This window comes from Candidatus Bathyarchaeia archaeon (genome assembly GCA_038882715.1).
Taxonomy (GTDB): Archaea; Thermoproteota; Bathyarchaeia; order Bathyarchaeales; family DTEX01; genus DTEX01.
On record JAVZNR010000006.1, the window covers coordinates 87,976 to 105,652 of the forward strand.

Consider the following 17,677-nt stretch of genomic DNA (forward strand, 5'->3'; position numbering starts at 1 on the left):
TTTAGTTAGCGCCAAACAATTTAATCAAAAATTTTTTTCGATATATAACGTTTCTTCTCTTCCGGCTTTAGCCCTCTCCAAACTAAGAACTGCTTCCTTATGCTATCTATGAATGGTCTGTTTGACTGCATCCAGAGCGTATACATTCCTGTAAGCCTTCTGATCTCTAGAACAAACGTGTATTTAGCGCTTGACGCATCATATACCGCTCTCAATGTAACTGTCTGCGATATTCCATGCTCATAGGGGCTTAAGTTAACGGTTGAGATTAAAGATAGGCTTCTAACCCCCCTAACAACTTCCTCCTTTAGCGATATATCGCTGACCATGAAAAGCCCTATCCTCTCGCCTTTATATGCGCTCAGAAACTCGTATAGGTAGGATAAGAAGCCATTTAGTTCTTCGTCTCCAGCTATAATAAATGGTAAGGGTATTATCCATTCATCCCCTTTCGGCTTTGTTAACTTGTATTTTCGTTCAAGCGATGGCGTCACCATTCTCGAGGATTTTAGCGCAGGATATAGTGAGGAAGATAACGCTATTATTGTCGTCACTGAAACGGAAAGTATAACGAAGAACGAGGCATAATTAAGGACTCCGAAGGGTATTTGGCCCGTCTTCTGAAGTAGAAGTATCATTATGAGGCCTGATATATAGCCTATTACTGCGGCAAGCAACGCGAAGACCAGTGATTCAGACAGAAAGATTAAGGCTACATGGGTGGGAGAAAGCCCTACAGATGAATAAATTTTGATCTCTTTAGTTCTCTCATAAACGGAACCCAACATGGTGTTGAGAACTATGAATCCTCCTATAAATAGCGGAATTATGACTGTTGCTAGTCCAGCCCAAACAAACGCGACGGCTTTCCTATAGATTAATATGCCGCTAGGCGTCCCAGCATATATATCTGTACCAGTCATTTCAAGCAGGGTTTCCGCTAAATAGGATACTAGAGATGCATTACTGATTTTCGCGGAGACACTAATTATCGGCCCACCTATAGATAGGAAGGTCTTAAATGGGATAATCACGTACTGGCCTGCAAGCCTCTCCGGAACCTCACTGATCGCGGTGCCACCTTTAGCCTTCTGGGCCTCCTTAACGTAATCTATTGGAGTAATGCCCTGGCTGTTTAGGTCTTGGAATGAGAAGACAGCTTCACGGCTTATTACACCTATAACCGTAAACTCGTTTCCGAAGACTATTATTCTATCGCCAATCTCAACTCCAGCGCCATGTATGTCATCGCTTATAATGGCCGCCCATATATCTTCAGGCAGAAACCATCTGCTACCGGGCAATAGGGCATCTTCAAAATCGAATATTTCTTTTGCTTCGGGCATTAGTCCCCATATTGCCCTATAAACAGCGTCTTTATACGTCTTTCCGACCCCTCGAATCGCTTCGGTCTGGGTTGGCCCAGCCCATCCCGGGGACATGAAGCCGCTTGCAACGACAACACCACCTTCTCTAACAGTCGCTTTAAGTAGTCTTAAGCTTTCTAGCGGCATCCCCGTCCAGCCACGTTTATAGAGGAGTAAACCATCATAGGGTGCCGCACCGCTCGGCGCAATCCGCATCCCGCTGTAAAAGTAGGCGGATGTGAACGCTACAAGCGAGGAAACTATGACAATCAATGTTATCAGCGTGAGGATGCTTCTCATAGGCCTCTTCTTCAGGTTTGAGGACGCCATAGAGAAAGCTAGAAAAGCAGCTGAGGTCTTACTCATTCTTGAGAAGTGTTCGCCTAAAATCTCACGTTTCATCGCATCCAAATGATATTTTGTCTCGGAAAGCACCACAAACAATATGGGGACTATCATTATTAGGGCAACGCTTCCAAATATGACCATAACGGCGTTTGAGGCGAGCCGCATGCCTGGATGGGAAAAGGCCATAAATGCTAGGAAAGCAGCTGCAACAACTACGATCGTTATGATTCTTCTTGTTCCCTTCCTATGCTCAAAGAGCCTTTCGATGAACAGGGCGAACGGCACCAAGAGGAACAGGAAGAAGGTGAAGGAGATTATGGCCTCATTATAGAGCTTTCTGGTCTCCACGTAGGCGATGTACTCGTTCGACCATGCAAACATCAGGTCGCTATAGGCTTTTTCATAATTTAATACTTCTGGAGAAAGCATTAGTTCAGCTTCCATAAGGTTCTCTCGCGCTTTAGCATGGAATGTTTCAGCCCTCAAATTCCCACTAAAAAGATAATATGAGTTAGCGATGCCTAGCCGTTCCTCATTTAGTTTATGTAGGTCTCTAACTACCTCCATAGGAGCTGGGATTATTAAGAGCTCTCCCAACTTAAGATTGAAGCCCTCCCCCCTGTTGTTTAGAACCCCCACTAAATCCTGACCCGAGTAAACTAGAATCTCGACATCATGGTTAGGAGGCACATACACTACGTGAACCGGGCTCGCGATTTCCGAGGTTGTGCCGCCGGCGCCCATGGCCCATGGATTATATGGTGCTGCGCCAGCATATCTGCCGGTGCTTCCGAAATTCAGCGTTTCGGCGTGAGAGCCTATCTCATTGATTATGAAACCTATCCTTGAGGAGCTTTGATCGCGAATATCTATGATCCCTAGAATAGCTATCTGCCCGCATTCGAAGACGGCTGTTGTATACTCCTTTTCCGGCATGTCCGGGAATACTCGTGGATCGTAAACTCTGGCTCCATATCTACCGCCGTCCGGAGCGCAAACAAGATTGCCAGTCTCCGGATCAACCACATAGGCTTCGAGCCAATACCTTAATTCTGTGCCACCATGCGCGCCTCTAAAACCATAAATCGTCAGAGAACCATTTTTGTCGGTCATCCCAGAAATAACATGACCTGCCCCTGAGAAAGATGTGTGTCCAAATCCTCTGCTAATTTGAGCGAGAACAACAGCGTTTTCAACAGGCGCATATCTGCCTGTGAGAAAATCGTATTTTACAACGTTAATACGGGCTACGGAGAAACCTCTCGCTTGAACCGGATCCCAATATAGTTTGGGAGCGGGTATAACGTTTTCTAGCCCCTCTAAATTGGCGTAAAGGAAGACCGATGCGAATGCAACTTCGGCTTGAGGTCTCAGCCTTGTAAAGTCAACTCGATCTATTGTGTCTAAAGGTGTTCCCCATAAACTCCTAAAAGATAAGCTGGTTCTGAGGCTGAAGGCTACGGAGCCAGCCATTGCAGCTGGCTCCGTGTCGAGATATAGGATTGAGATAGGAACCGCGAAGAGGTTTGTTGGGGAGCCTTGCTGACCATAACCCATACCGGACATGCCGTCGGAGACAAGGTAGCTTCTACCAGTATTCTTAACCATGTAGTAGATGAGACTTTCATCACGGATATCTTCCGCAATAAGTCCTTTTTCTTTCCACTCTTTAAGCCTATATTCTTCGAGCGGTTTACCCCAGTAGAAGATTGGGTTTAGTGCTTCTCTTATATCGTACCAATCATGTCTGTCGACACCATAAAGGGATGGATACCCAGCGGGAAGGGCGCCAAAATAGAAAGCGAAGTATTCGCTATCCGTGGATAAATCGAGACCCATGGTTAATATGGTTTGCTCAGCCCCGACTTTCTTTGCATCCCCTCCCCAGAAATATTTCCAAACGTGATATCTTGCCCCGGCAACACACTGCCAATGCCCGGAGAGAGCAACAAACATTATTGTTCTTCCAGGCCGATGTTTACTGAAGAAACGAGCCATTTCAAGCATGACCGCTATGCCAGTGGCTTCGTCGGCTCCCGGAGCTACTGATGGAACCACTGAGGTTGAATCATAGTGGGCCCACACTTGAATTATTTGCTCTGGGTTAACTGTTCCATTTATAATCCCTATAACATTATATGCAAGGCGATTCTCCCAAACCATTTTTGAAGTCAGTTTAACGATTACCTCTTGTTCATTAGGATTAAGGCTTAGAAGAGTCAAAGCATCATTCTTTTTAATATAAAATCTCGGTATGTTGGCTGGAACTGCCAGCGTTTTCAGCGAGGCTTGGTAACTGTTCGTGAAGCCTGGTTCTATGAAGATCACCGCTTTAGCGCCAAACATGAATGGTATAATCCAGTCTTGAAGGGAGTTAAAGTCAGCTAAAATTATGCTTCCATTAAGCGGCTTTCCATTAAGCTCATTTAGACTACATGAACCAGCATATATGAGCCTTCCAACCAAGCCCTCACCTGGAATTGAGGGAGCTGCAACAACATTTGGGAGCAAAGGATATATTTTAAGCGACTTTGAAACCGGGCTTAATATTTCGATTTTCGCCCCATAATCTATTGGAGCTGGCTGATAATAACTATCCTTATAGACTTTCCCAATTTTATCTATCCCGAACTCTAAAAATTTATTGTATATATAGTTTGCAGCTGCCTCACATCCAGGGTAGCCCGTCATCCTTGTTTCAAGGCTAGAAAGATATTCGACATGTGACTTAATAGCATCTATATCAATATTATCCAATATTACCGAGAGGTAATTTTGAATGTCTCCAGTAGTTTTCAAAATGAAGCCTTGGGAAACCTTAGGTGCTTGAACATTAACTATGGAAGCTAAAAATGTTAAAAATACTAAAAAAATTATTAAAGGGAATTTAATCAGCAGCCTGTTCATTTAGAGCACCGGCGGCATTATTTATTTCAAATAGATTTTGAGAGTTTTTAGAGATATAAGCGTTTCTAGATTGGCAGCGGCATCCAGAATACCATCCCGGTCACTACAACTAATAGTAAGCTTAGGAATGAGCCGACAACGATGCCAACTATCACTGGAACAAGCTTCTCAAATAATGGTGTACCGCCGACCTTCAGGATTATCCATTTAACCCACCAAGTCACCCAGAAGGTTGTTGCCACCTTAATGTTGTTGCCGCTAAACATTATCAAACCTATTGGGTTTATTGGGAACCATGGAAGCCTCATTCTCAGGAAGAAGATTATGGCGTATATGAAGATTCCTATAATTGTGTAGTGGAGGCCTGTTAAGCCTTCTGGGAATGGTGTATCCCAGTAGCCGATAGTTGTAACGCCGTCTCTAACGTAGTTGGCGGGCCACACACCGTGACCGATAGCCCAAGGTGGCCTAACTTGAAGTCTCGCTAGGCCGAGGGCGAATGCTGACCAAACAGTGAATATTCCAGCGAACAATATTGTTATAATCGTCACTAGGACGAAGGTTGCAGCCGCATGCTTTGGTCTTAATCCAGAGGCATCAGCAATCTTAAATCCTTCGAGATAAACCCCCGAAAGCGTAGCGCTGGAAATATATCCGAACGTCCAGCTGTTGAATCCTGCCGCCATGTATGCTCCCAACTGATTCTCAGGGGTTATTGGAGGCCATAACCCTAGAAGCCGTCCATATCCCAGCGCATATTCGTTGGCCGGCCATCCATGCCAGTAATGTATGAAGCCGCTTTCAGCCTTCAGCCTAATCATCGTCATGAAGAAGAAGAACATGTAGACTAATATTAGGAATGCTACCCCGGCGGGTATGCCGATATATGTGAGCCAACCTATGTAGACTATGAAGGTAACTATGAAGCCTATCCATGACAACCTATAGGAAAGCGGCTCCCTTTCAGCTTCATCCGGCATAGGTTTACCTATAGCCTTCAATGTGCCGATCAAATACTTGCCCGCAAATATTAGAGTGAACAGGCCTATGGCGATCAAGCCTCCGGATTCAAATAGCCAATATAGCCTGTAATTTTCAACAATATACCATCCGGCTGAATACTGGTCTTCATATCCGCCAACCGGTGGCGCAGGGGTTAATCCTAGTCTCCAAGTTATTTCTGAACATATCCATGAGAGGAAGAACCAGCCCCATCCAGCAGTGAATAATATGTCGGTCGGTATGAAGAGTGCAACCGCTATAACCAATGGATCTATCCAGAAGCAGCTGTGAGCCGTAGGAAGAACCGTCTTTATCGGGGTGTTGCCGTAAAGATTTAGCATCCACATCGTATACCATCCGTACTCCTTTGTTTGCGGGGCTGGGAACCAAGGCCACCAGTATCTCGGCAGGAAGAAGATGTATGCCAGAAAACCTAATACGACGCCCAGCCAGAAGCGTCTATATCCTATGAATGCTGATGTCGCAATCTTTGATGAAGTGAAGCCCGGCTCAGGCTTAGAATACTCTATTAGCTGGATTACTGGCTGTGCATATGGGAAAGGCATCTTCTCAATGTCGGCGATCCTTCTTCTCATTAAGCATGCCATGAAGAAGGCTAGGAAAGCCCAGAGAAGCCATGTTACAGTCCACGTCATTAGCGGCGTCATCATTAAATCCCACGGTGCAGTGGATGGGCCCGCTCTTAAGATGTCAGCAGCTTCTTTTGGAACATGCCAAGGAGATTTGCGTACATATTCGTAGGCCCATTCGTTGCCCGGCGCCGACATGCCTGCTTGAGTTAAAAGTATATAGCTGAAGTTAACTGTCGTTATGGGGGCGGATAATATGAGGCCAGCGAGGGCGACTGCTGCGAGCTCCGCGGTTGTGAATCTGGCTTTAACTTTAAGAACATCCATTATGACTATGAGAAGGAAGACTAGCCCCATCGATATTATTGGCACGCCGTTTTGCCACTCGTATGGCCAACGATTATAGAATAGGGCTGTTCCCGTTACTTGATAGCCATGCGCATTAATGAAGGTGAAGATTATAGTTAAGATAATCACTGCTAGAAGCGCTCTAGGAGTGAGACCAGCGAGAACCTTCTCTTTAGAGCCTTTTTCTTCCCCCATTTTTTCACCGAAAATATATATTTTCGGTGAAAATATAAAATTTTTCTTTAGATCTTTCCTCATTTTAACGTTTTTCTGTGTGAATACCATGCAAAGCGTTCTAGTGATAAACCATAAACAATAAATATTGTTCATAGAATTAAAGTGGGATTGACTAGGAGGGAAGAAGACTTTGATAAAGGTTTTATATGTTGGAGACGCTGGAGCCTTAGCCGGCCCATACTTTTTTGCCTCGCCGTTCATAGTGGATTTAAAGGGGTTTAGCGTACATGTGTGGGCTCAACCTTTGATTGACGCTCTTAAAAAGAGTCCAGAGATCGACGTGAAGCATATGGCCCCTTGGGATGCTTTTCGGAATTTTCCGAGAACAGTTGAAGAAATGTTCAGCTACGATGTCATAGTGATTAGCGATGTTGAAGCCGAAACTATTCTATTTTACCCCGAGTTTTATACTCCATCAGAGTACGAGAAATTTATTGTTAGGCCTAATAGGGTAAAGGTTATAAAGGAATATGTTGAGTCCGGCGGAGCGTTGATAATGGCTGGAAGCTGGTTCACGTTTTCGGGCAGACATGGATTCGGCGGCTGGGGGAAGACGGCGATCGCCGACGTTCTACCAGTAGAAATCCTTTCAGGCGACGATAGAGTTGAGGCGCCTGAAGGCGTAAGAGTTAAAGCTGTTAACCCTCAACACCCGGTTATGGCTGGCATACCTTGGGACGAGTGCCCGCCGTTTCTAGGATACAATAAGACTAAGATTAAGAGGGATGCAACACTTTTAGCGACAATAGGTGATGGAGAAGACCCCTTTATAGCGGTCTGGGACTATAAGAAGGGGAGAGTTATGGCTTTCACGTCAGATCCATGTCCACATTGGGGCATAAACTTTGTGAGATGGGAATATTATCCAAAGTTCTGGTTGCAGGCAATAATGTGGCTATCTAAAAAGGTTTAACATGACTCCGCTTTTCATTAAAAGAGATGTTAAGAAAGGGGATTTATGGATGAATGAAAATCTTCACTTGAGCAAAGAGAGATTCGACGGCTACTATCGTGGAGATTGGATCAGGTTAAATTGGATTTGGGCTAGAGCTCTCGGGATAATTGGCGAGTCGCTGCCGGACTTAGATGAAGAGCTAAAGAATATACGCCTACAATTAGAGGAAGATCTAGGCGTCGATGGTCTTTGGATTGAGAAGGGGTTCGTAAGAAAGCTTTTAGAAACTGGTCACTCTGGAGAATTAAAGTTTCCAAGCATAGATGACTTAAAAATCTATAGGCAGCGAGGCGAACCTTTCATCATACTCTTAGATGAAAGCCCGGAAACCCTGAAACTCTATGAAGAAGCCATACCAAGAGATGCTTTGCCAAGCGAGATAAAAGCCTTTCACGATCAGAAACTATTTATAATACTGTCTCGAAGGAGAGAAAAAGCGTTAGAATTTTTAGATCTTTTAAAGAAAGTTCTGGAGATTCTTGCCGAACATTATTTGTGTAAGGGTTGGCCAGGCTATCCATCATCATATTATGCTATTTCAACCAGGGTTGAACATCCGTTAGACGTGGCGTCGAAAGCTTTGAGAGAGAGATGTAGATGGGTTATTTTCTGCGGTTATCATGATGCCCTAGCATTAAATGTTATAAAAGGGTTCATGGAAGATCTGAAGCTTCCAATTCTGTTGGTGGCGGGTCAGCTGTCAAGCGATGGAAAAGCGATCATGTATAAAATGCCGACGTATCCTAACCCTCAGGACTCGCCTCTAGAATGCTGCATTAGATATGTGAAGGAGAAAAAGGGCTTAATCTTTGTTAGGCATCACGCTGTAGATTACACGATTAAAGAGGATGATTTTGACGGCTATTTAATCACGAGATATGAGGATGATTTAGTGAATAAAACAGATAAGCCTTTTATAATTACGTATGGGGGAGACATGAGGGACTATCCGCCGAGCATGGTACTTTTCATGCGGAAAGATGAGGAAATAAGCGAGGAGACTCTTTTTAGGGCAATATTGGATAGAAGGGCGGTAGCAATCTTTCCAGGAGGGAAGATAATTGGCCCCTCAATTCTCTCGAAGGCGCTGAAGGTTCTGATAGTTGAAAAAGAATATTTAGAGACAGTTTTCTGCGAGGATGTTGACCTTGAGGCATCTTTTGAGGGGGATTATCTTAAGATACGTTTATTTAACCTTTCTAATAAAACGCTTACTGGGAGAATCAGCGTCAGCGCCTCACACACTATTAAGCCTAGCGCCCAAGAGATTGAAGTCTCACTTAAACCTAAGGAAAAAATTGAAAGGGATATCCCGGTAGAATTCGCTGAAGAGTCGGTTTCTAGGGAGAACGTTGCTTTAGTTTCGTTTGCTTGGCTTAATGGGCAGGTGTATGCTCTTGCGCATAAGTATGTGCCAGCGGTAATTTCAACATACCCGATTCTATATGAGCGTGCTGGAGACATTAATGTGCCATTCTCAGTTTACAATTATACTTCAAATCAATCATTCAACGTCAGGATAGAGGTCTTAAGCAAAGATAATCTGCTGGAGAAAAAAGATTTTGAGGTTAGCGTATCAAAATGGACTCAAAAACAGTTTGAGACTAGACTTTCACTTAATGAGCCGGGTGAATACACTGTTAAGTTCTCGGCTTTAGGTTTCGAAAAGACGATGAAGATAGTAGTCTTTAATCATAAGGAGGGGCAGGTTAAAGTTAGAAAAGTGGATTATGATAAAGATGGATTGAATGAAATAGTTATGGAGAACGATTACGTTAAAGTGACGATTCTTCCAATAGGTGGCAGAGTAATAGAATACATTATAAAAAATAGGAATGAAAACATATTCTTTGTGATATGGCCTAAGAAGCCGGATGATTGGAGAAGACCTAACAGGAAAGCGGACTTCTGGCCTTATGGAGGACTTGAAGAATTCTTGAGTTATCCAACCTTTGATGGGCATGTTGCTTTTGAATGCCACGTTGAGGAAGAGGGGCCGGTGAGGGCGAGGGTTAAGGCTAAAGCCAATGTTAGAGGAAACATGGTTGAAAAGGTTTTTACACTCCACGCGGATAGCCCAATCCTAGAGGTCAGATACAGACTCAATGTTAAACCTGAAATTAATGTTCTCGGAGTTAACCCGCTGTTCGAACTCGGTAGGCGATCCGATACGCAGGATATTTACTACTTCCCGACGGAGAAAGGCATCGAGGAGAGGAGAGTGTTATGCACGCGTCTATATGGCGAGTGCTTTTATCAGAGTGAGGGGTGGAACGCCGGATACGACACTGTTGAGGATATATCTGTCATAATGGGTTTCGACGCTGATCAACCTTTCCTCATACATCTGTGGCAAAATACGCCTGAAAACATGGCTTCACATCACTATTACGTTGAAGTACAACCATGGGTTAAAATAGATCCTAGCGTAGACAATTATTTCACCTACCATATTCTGGGATATGATGGCCACTGGAAAAAGGCATTGGAATACTTTATGAAAGCTGGGCTTCTAACTAAACGTACAAAACCCCACTTACCACACTAATATTTTTAGAGTTTAAGTTTAAATTAAATCCGTTTCGAAGGTTCTTTTAACCCCCGGAAAAAGACCTATACATGGAAAGCTGATCGCATCAATATAGTGTCTGAGTATACCAGAGGGCCCTTGATATAAGGGTTATGCAGCCCATTATTACGGCAACTATGCCGTAGCCTGCTGAGAGACCTGCGAGAAAAGTAAGTCTATAGTTCTTCCACCATTCGTCCCCAACGTATCTTCGGATAACATAGTTGCCTATAATATATCCTATAAGGATGGCGTTGCTGTAATATGGTGGTATTGAAAGCCCCGCTAGCAGGCCCATAACATCTAAATAGGGAATTGGCACAAAAGATCTTACAGCATATAATGCTGAGAAAATTGCAAACCCTGCTCCTATTAAGGGCAGTTTATATATCTTCTCGTAGTTCAGCATTACGAATGCTTGCTCTATCACTTGTTGGGGCCAACGTTTAACTGATAGCCCGAAGATCTCTGAGGGTATAGGCGCCATCCTCCAGAATAGCGATGTTACCACGAAGCTTACAATCCACGTGATTGGCAGCATTATTATTAAACCCTTAAAGTAATCTAGGGGTCTGGTTTGCGTAATCTTAGCTATCTTGCTTATATAGACGTATGAGGCGGCGTTGTTGCCCATTCCCCAACCCCAATAATATATGTGGGAGAGCCAGGCATCGAACCCTTTATAGCCGGAAGCCAATATCATGGATTCTTTCATGTAGGGCAGTGAGATGCCGATTCCAACTTCACCTCTACCTCTGGCGTTAACGCTGGCGTTAATGAAGGGAAGAAGTAGTGTAAACACTATGGATGCCCATATTGGGAAGTTTGGAAGAATCGTTTGGATCAGTATTACTGCACCTATTCCTCCACCTATCCAAGCCGATAAGATGATCCATAGTGGCGGATAACCTACCGCGCTTCTGCCCTTAATTTTCGCTAAGGCTCTGAAAGATGAAACCAAATATCTTCTAGACCTAATTATTGCCACTAAGGCTACACCTAAACCAGCTCCCAGTAGAAAGCTAGCCCATATCCAGAGCCAACTCCTCCACATGAGTAGGTCGATCGTCATTCCCGGCCTATACTCTTGCTGAAAATCTTTAAAGACATCAAGAGGGATTCTAAGGGCAAATATGTTTCCGAAAAACCAAACCGCGTAGGAGGCTATAAACATTGATATTACTGGTGATGGATCAAGCCATATCCAGCCAAACGTATATGGAAAAATCTCGAAGGTTACGCCGAAAACAGGTCCCTGAATATACCTGTTAATCCATGGGGTTAAATCTACAAATGTAAGTGGCCCTGTCCTTATTCCTAGGCTTCCGCCGACCACTGAGGGGGTACCAAACGTTATAATAGACCAAATTATGCCAATTATCGCTGATAGCGAGAAGACTCTTGTTCTAACGAGTTCTCTTTCAGACAGCACTAATATTGTATTGGCGTCTACGTTGGCTGTTGGGAAAGGCAGCTCTTCTACCTCAACGTATACGTAGGACAGCAGTAGGCCTAGACCTATCTCAAACAACATGTAGCACACGAAGAAACCTAATCCAACAGCTATGACGGAGAACCATCCAGGGTTTAGAAAGGTTCTAGCCATAAATGATGATTCAGGCGGAGAATACCAAGAGGGTAATAGGTCGTAAAGCGACTTTCCAGAGAATGGGTCATAAATCTCCTTTGCTATTGGGCATATTCTAAAGTAGCCTTGATATATGAAGCCCACAAAATATATGGCGCTTACAGACGCGCCTAAAAGATTGTATATTAGGAAAATCTCTTGTTTTGTGAGCGGTTTTCCGTGGTATCGCGCTATTTCTGTAAACGTTATTAATGTGATGAATAGGGCTGGGGCAGCAATCATGCCGAAGAGCGGAACAGTTAGATAGGATGCGCCGACATATAGATATAGAAACATATCTATGGGCGCGATTAAAAGCGCTCCATAAAGCAGAACTAATATAACCCTTTTAGTTAATCCGCTTTTAGGTACTTCAAGACTCATTTTCCTCACCTTCAAAGCTCTTTTTAATGGATTCACCAATCTTCATATACTTGGCTTTCTCCTCACCTGAAAGAGTCCTCCAGAGGAGGAGCTGGTTACGCAGCTCTCCAACAAAAGTTCCAACTGATTTCCTCCACATATCCGATGAGCCTGAAAGAAGCTTAATCAGGAGGGATGTAGTATAGCGGTTTATCCCTAGCTCAGAGGAAGCTATGATTCTAGTGATCTGTGTTATGTTAGCGTCGTAAGGTGGCAGCCTAACGGTGCTCTCAAGTATTAATCTCTTAGTGAAACCTGAAATTTCAGATGTAAATCTTGATGGAGCCATCGTTATAAATGGACCTACGCCTTCGACCCGACAGGCGTCCAGATACTCAGCCATGTATCCTAGTAGCGCGTATACGTCTTCTTCGGTTGCGAAGAACGGTAGCGAAACCTCCAGAGTATCTCCGAGCGCCCTACCAGCCGAAAACTTAAATCTCCTTATGATGCTCGGGGTAACCATCTTGGAGGCTTGGGAAGCCGGATATATTGTGGCTGCCAGCAGCATTGCGACGATTAAGCCGGAAACGATCAATATGTATGCTGATGCGAATCCCGGTACAAACCCTTCAGGCACCATGCCTAGGGATAGGAGCATGCGGCATCCTATTATGCCAGGTATATAGCCTAAAACTGTCCCTATTACTCCATATAGTAGCCCTTCAACGATTAAGAGACCAGCTATATGTATTGGGCTTAAACCTATTGTGCCTAATGTAGTTAATTCTTTTATGCGCTCGTAAGTTGCTCCGAGCATAAGGTTTAGTATCATTAGGAAAGCGATGAAAACGGGGAAAGCTACGTTTTCCCAGCCTCTGGAAGCTATGAGAATGGAAGCGGAGTATAAGCTCGTTGTCTCCTCACTTGTGTCTCCTAAGAAACTTGTTAATGCATACTGTATTAGGGGCAGTTCTTCAACTACAGCCATCAACTTTTCTTTGGGAGCTCTAATGGCAATAGAGTAAACAGGCGCACCAAATATTTCTCTAGCGAGTTTATATGGAACTATCAGCATAAACTCTGAGGCTGTGCGATAGCTCAGAGACATCAGTTTCATCATTTCGGGCGTTAATGGGGAACCCGCCAGCTCTATTCTAATACGGGTGAAATCTATAGGCGACAAAACAGTGCCATCAAGATCCTTAACGAGACTAAAGAGTTCATCGTCGAATACTCCTACTACAGTAAGCGGTATGCCGGATATGTAGACCTTAGAGCCGATCTCTAACCCAAGTTTATTTTTGACGCTCTTGCTCACTATACAGGAGTATAAGTCTCCCTCAACAAAGAATCTACTGTTCTCTGTAAGTATTTTGTCAATATTTGTGATATATGCCTCGCTAGGCTCTAAACCAAGTAGCGCGTATATTTGTGTGGTTTTCTCACCACTCCGCAGAACCCAGAACTGCCTTACATTTGTGCCCCAATTTGAGAAGGGTGGTGGATAGACCCATGCCCTTCTTATTATCGTGAAGTCACTGCCTTTAATAAGGGCTTTTGCGATATCGACAACTTTACCGCCAACATACTCTATCCCTAAGTTTGAGTTTATTAAAGCCCCATCGTAGCTCGCGCCTTCTAGCGTGGCAGCTCTTTTTATAGACATGCCACCGGTAACCGAGGTTAACAGAACTAAGGTGAAAGCCACTATACTTACCGTTATGAGTGTTAGAGCGGTTCTAAGCTTTCTTCTTCTCATCTGCTGTATGCCTAGGGAAGCCGCTAAAAGTATTGCACCGGTTCTGCTTATCTCAGCGAAATGTAAGCCTCTGACTTTCGTTCTAATCTCCTTAAGATAGCCGCCAGTAATACCTGTCAGTAGGGATAAAGTTATGATAGACAGCGCAATTTGCACGAAAGCCATAACTGCGAGGGGGGTGCTTAGAGCTATCTCAAATCCTGGATGGAAGAGGCTTAGGATTATGAAGGATATGGCGTAAAACATGATGAGCCACATAAGTCTTTTTAGACCCTCGGATTGGACTAGTAATCTTTCAACTAGGAAAGCAAAAGGTATTAGTAGAGAAGAGAAGAAAATGAATGTGTAGGTCAACCCATTTATCAAGTTAACTAGTTCTTGATAGGCTTTAATGCTCCAGCTCCACGCCAGTATAGATAGCCCTAAAACCGATGAGTAATCTTTCTCATCATAGGCTTTACTCATGAGATCATAGTATTTCTGGCTTCTCTGATATGCCGTTAAGGCCCATAAACTGTAAGATTTGTAGTTAGCAACTATACTGAACCTCTTTTCATTAAGCCAGAATAAATCGTTAGCTACTTGGAAAGGCAAAGATATGTATAATTTTTCGTCATGCTCTATCTTGAAGCCCACACCTTCAGGGTAATCTTTGCTTGCGTTTATTAAAGCGCCTACTATACCGCCCCCAGACCTCAGGATAACCTCAAACTTGGAACCAGCTGGCAAGAAAATTAATGCGAAGGGTTCTCCAGTCTCTTGAGGAGTTAATGTGCCCCATTGAAGGAAGGATCCGTGGGTATTGAAGTCTGTAACTTCAAGGTTAATGGTCGGCATATATCTGGTAGCCATGTCGCTGGTTCTAGAGAACCTGTCAAATGTTGAAAGGCGCCAATTAACGTTAACCCACGGTTCTTCGAATTTCAGCGGATCAATTATATCCGTTATAACAGCTGTCTCGCACTTGAATAGAGAAACCCTTACATCTTTCCATCCATCCTCTCTATCAGTAGTAAATCCTAGATTCTGCGGCCAAGCCCATATACCCATGTCTGGGGCCCATTCTATCTCGCCAGTTGTCCTATTTATAGCATAGGCGTATACTCTTACCGCTGGAACACCGGGTTCACCAGCACCCACGTAATGTGCACCATAACCTGTTTCTGGAAAAATATAATCTGTCCCTATACCCTCCACTTTGAAGCTAAGGCTAGAGTCACCGTCGAGTTTAATGATCGTGTGGGTGAATGGATTATAGCGGCTCGGGGAGATAACTATGTCCAGAATTATGTCATAGTTCTCAAGGTCTTCAGAAGTATACCATCGGGTCTCTGGGTCAAATCTCACCACATCGCCGTATATTCCAGCGTAGCCCTTTCTACCCGGATAACCTCCTCCGGATCTCATATACCTTCTAACGGGCTTAACATTATCGATTCCCCACTTTAAACCGAGACTTTCCACGTTAGATGTCATGTATATGCAGGATGATGCGAACGCTGCTTGTGGTACAATATTCTTGAAATTAACTTTATCTATTGTGTCAAAGGGGGTTCCCCATTGCAAGCGCATGCTTCTTGAGGTTCTAAAGCTAAAGCCAGCTATTCCTGCGACCACGGATGGTTCGGCGTCATGGATAAAATATGTTTGCATGTTAGGCATCTCGTGGCTATCAACATGCCTACTAACATTAAACCCTGCTCTTGTAAGAGAGTTATATACGTCGCCCATTATGAATGTGAACATATAATCGAATAATCCAGCTAGCTTGTCATGAATCCACATGGAGCCGTAGGGAACCCAAGCAACAGTATCGCTATCTGTAGAGAAATCTAAGTTAAAGTGCACCCATGTTTTAACTGTGTCATTCTGAACTTCAGGAGCAAAATAGTGTTTCTCCGCAAAGCACCTTGATCCTCTTAAGGCCTGCCAATGGCCGGAGAATGCTACAAACCATATTGTTCTTAGGGGTTTGTTGACGCTGAAGAAGCGTGCCAGCTCTAGAAGAACCGCTATTCCAGTAGCCTCGTCAGCTCCGGGAGAAAGTCTAGGAACAGCTGACCACGAATCGAAGTACGATGACACTATCAGCACATCGTTCTTATATTTTGTTCCCTCGACTATTCCGATCACGTTTACGGATTTAACGTTAGTATACTTCATGTCAGAGTATATTTTAACTCTTTTCTGAACATTATCGAAGAGTATGTAAGAAGAGTTTTTAGGAACATAAATTCGCGGAATTAATAGCGGAGTTATAGTGAATTTGGTCTCGGCTTCAATCCGGTTCGTGTATTCAGGCTCCAAAAATATTATGGCTTTAACCTTGAATTTAGCAAGATTAAGCCAATCTTCACGAGTATTAAACTCCATTAAGGCTACAATATCGCTTAAATCTTCGATTTTAAGTTCACGGAGCGTATCTGAAATTTCCTCTAAAGAACCATCTTTAAAATATATTAGTGTGCCCTCGATGCCTTCAGGAGGGGTATAGCATGATTGTATACCGTTGGGCCATAGCGCATACGCCCTAATTGTAATGCCAGTTTGAGGAATAACGATCTTAACGTCCTGATCTATGGGAACTGTAACATTAAAGAATTCAAAATAACCTTCATCTCCTCCAGGCTTAAGCCCATATTCCTCGAACTTGCTGGCTATATATTTAGCTGCCTTAAAGCAGCCCTCCTGACCTGTGACACGAGAACCCATCCCGGAAAAAATTTTAACATGTTCCATGACATTAGCTGTGAAATCCGGGGAGCTTACAAAATTGAGAATACCATTTATATCCATACCATAAAAGCTCGGGCCTATTGAACTTATGGGAAGTGAACTTAATAGAATAGTAAAGATTACACCCATCAACAAATATCTTTTAACCGATCCGATCATTTTCGCTAGCCTCTTTTTTCTTAAGATCGCGTCGAGGGGAGCCGGTATAGTTCAGATAAAGATTAGTTATCCCAATGATAACTTCCGAAACCATGTTTATTAATCTTATGGTCTCCTCAAAGGTTTTCTTATAATTTGGTGTTCTTGAAATCATCTTATCCATATCGATAATCCATGTAACGTTATCTACGTTTAAGCATCTTTCCATGATGGTCTCTACTGTATCGTAAGAAAACTCAAAACCCTGAAATGAAGACAATGATGCTAAAGTAATGTACAAATTGTCTGGATGGACCTTCCGTAGCATTTCAACTATAGAATTAGAACCATTCAGGGCATCAATCAATCTTCTATCGATCTTTAAAGTCGGGATGAACGTTTGGAGCGTATTTAAAATTTTGAGGCTTTCAAAACGCGGTTTTTTAAATAATACTCCGTCCCAATGCAGCTCACAGCTTAAACCCATAAGCGAACAGAGAAAGTTCTTGAAGCGTTTATTTACCTTTTTATTACGTGCAACTTCAATTAACGCTGAAAACTCGAAGGCTCTATCCATGAAGATGCGCCTACTACGTATGAAAAGCTTGTTAAAAAACATGCCTTTTTTTGGGATTACCAGAAAACCGTTGCTGAATTCTTTCCAATCCTCAATATATTTTTCGAGGATCTTAATTTCTAGCGGTTTCTCGGTAAACATTTCCCCTCAC

At 43.4% G+C, this 17,677-nt stretch carries 7 protein-coding genes; 2 read left to right on the plus strand and 5 right to left on the minus strand.

Annotation, left to right across the window (positions count from 1 at the left end):
* Window positions 1-20: 20 nt before the first annotated feature.
* Together QXR61_05180 and QXR61_05185 are read right to left on the minus strand one after the other, a co-directional pair.
* Entirely contained in the window at window positions 21-4,622 is a 4,602-nt protein-coding gene (locus tag QXR61_05180) for a M28 family peptidase (GenBank protein MEM3757335.1), read from the minus strand.
* A gap of 65 nt (window positions 4,623-4,687) precedes the next feature.
* Entirely contained in the window at window positions 4,688-6,757 is a 2,070-nt protein-coding gene (locus QXR61_05185; GenBank protein MEM3757336.1) for a DUF6785 family protein, read from the minus strand.
* A gap of 172 nt (window positions 6,758-6,929) precedes the next feature.
* Between QXR61_05185 and QXR61_05190 the strand changes: the two genes are divergently transcribed.
* Window positions 6,930-7,712, plus strand: coding sequence for a glutamine amidotransferase (locus tag QXR61_05190; GenBank protein MEM3757337.1), 783 nt, complete (start codon window positions 6,930-6,932; stop codon window positions 7,710-7,712).
* Between the two features lie 49 nt (window positions 7,713-7,761).
* Window positions 7,762-10,302, plus strand: coding sequence for a hypothetical protein (locus QXR61_05195; protein ID MEM3757338.1), 2,541 nt, complete (start codon window positions 7,762-7,764; stop codon window positions 10,300-10,302).
* A gap of 88 nt (window positions 10,303-10,390) precedes the next feature.
* On the opposite strand, the gene QXR61_05200 is transcribed toward QXR61_05195, so the two are convergent.
* The 3 genes from QXR61_05200 to QXR61_05210 all read right to left on the minus strand — a co-directional run bounded on the left by QXR61_05200 (window position 10,391) and on the right by QXR61_05210 (window position 17,667).
* On the minus strand, window positions 10,391-12,334 hold the full coding sequence (locus QXR61_05200) for a hypothetical protein (GenBank protein ID MEM3757339.1): 1,944 nt from the start codon (window positions 12,332-12,334) through the stop codon (window positions 10,391-10,393).
* A complete protein-coding gene (locus tag QXR61_05205) occupies window positions 12,324-16,871 on the minus strand; it encodes a M28 family peptidase (protein ID MEM3757340.1) in 4,548 nt (1,515 codons plus the stop codon). Before QXR61_05205 ends, QXR61_05200 begins: the two co-directional genes overlap by 11 nt.
* 82 nt (window positions 16,872-16,953) lie before the next feature.
* A complete protein-coding gene (locus QXR61_05210) occupies window positions 16,954-17,667 on the minus strand; it encodes a hypothetical protein (GenBank protein MEM3757341.1) in 714 nt (237 codons plus the stop codon).
* Window positions 17,668-17,677 lie beyond the last annotated feature (10 nt).

Excerpts from the sequence above, each read along its gene's own strand:
- QXR61_05180 (MEM3757335.1), bottom strand. The coding sequence starts at position 4,622 with ATGAACAGGCTGCTGATTAAATTCCCTTTAATAATTTTTTTAGTATTT.
- QXR61_05185 (MEM3757336.1), bottom strand. The coding sequence starts at position 6,757 with ATGGGGGAAGAAAAAGGCTCTAAAGAGAAGGTTCTCGCTGGTCTCACT.
- QXR61_05205 (MEM3757340.1), bottom strand. The coding sequence starts at position 16,871 with ATGGATATAAATGGTATTCTCAATTTTGTAAGCTCCCCGGATTTCACA.
- QXR61_05210 (MEM3757341.1), bottom strand. The coding sequence starts at position 17,667 with ATGTTTACCGAGAAACCGCTAGAAATTAAGATCCTCGAAAAATATATT.
- QXR61_05200 (MEM3757339.1), bottom strand. The coding sequence starts at position 12,334 with ATGAGTCTTGAAGTACCTAAAAGCGGATTAACTAAAAGGGTTATATTA.
- QXR61_05195 (MEM3757338.1), top strand. The coding sequence starts at position 7,762 with ATGAATGAAAATCTTCACTTGAGCAAAGAGAGATTCGACGGCTACTAT.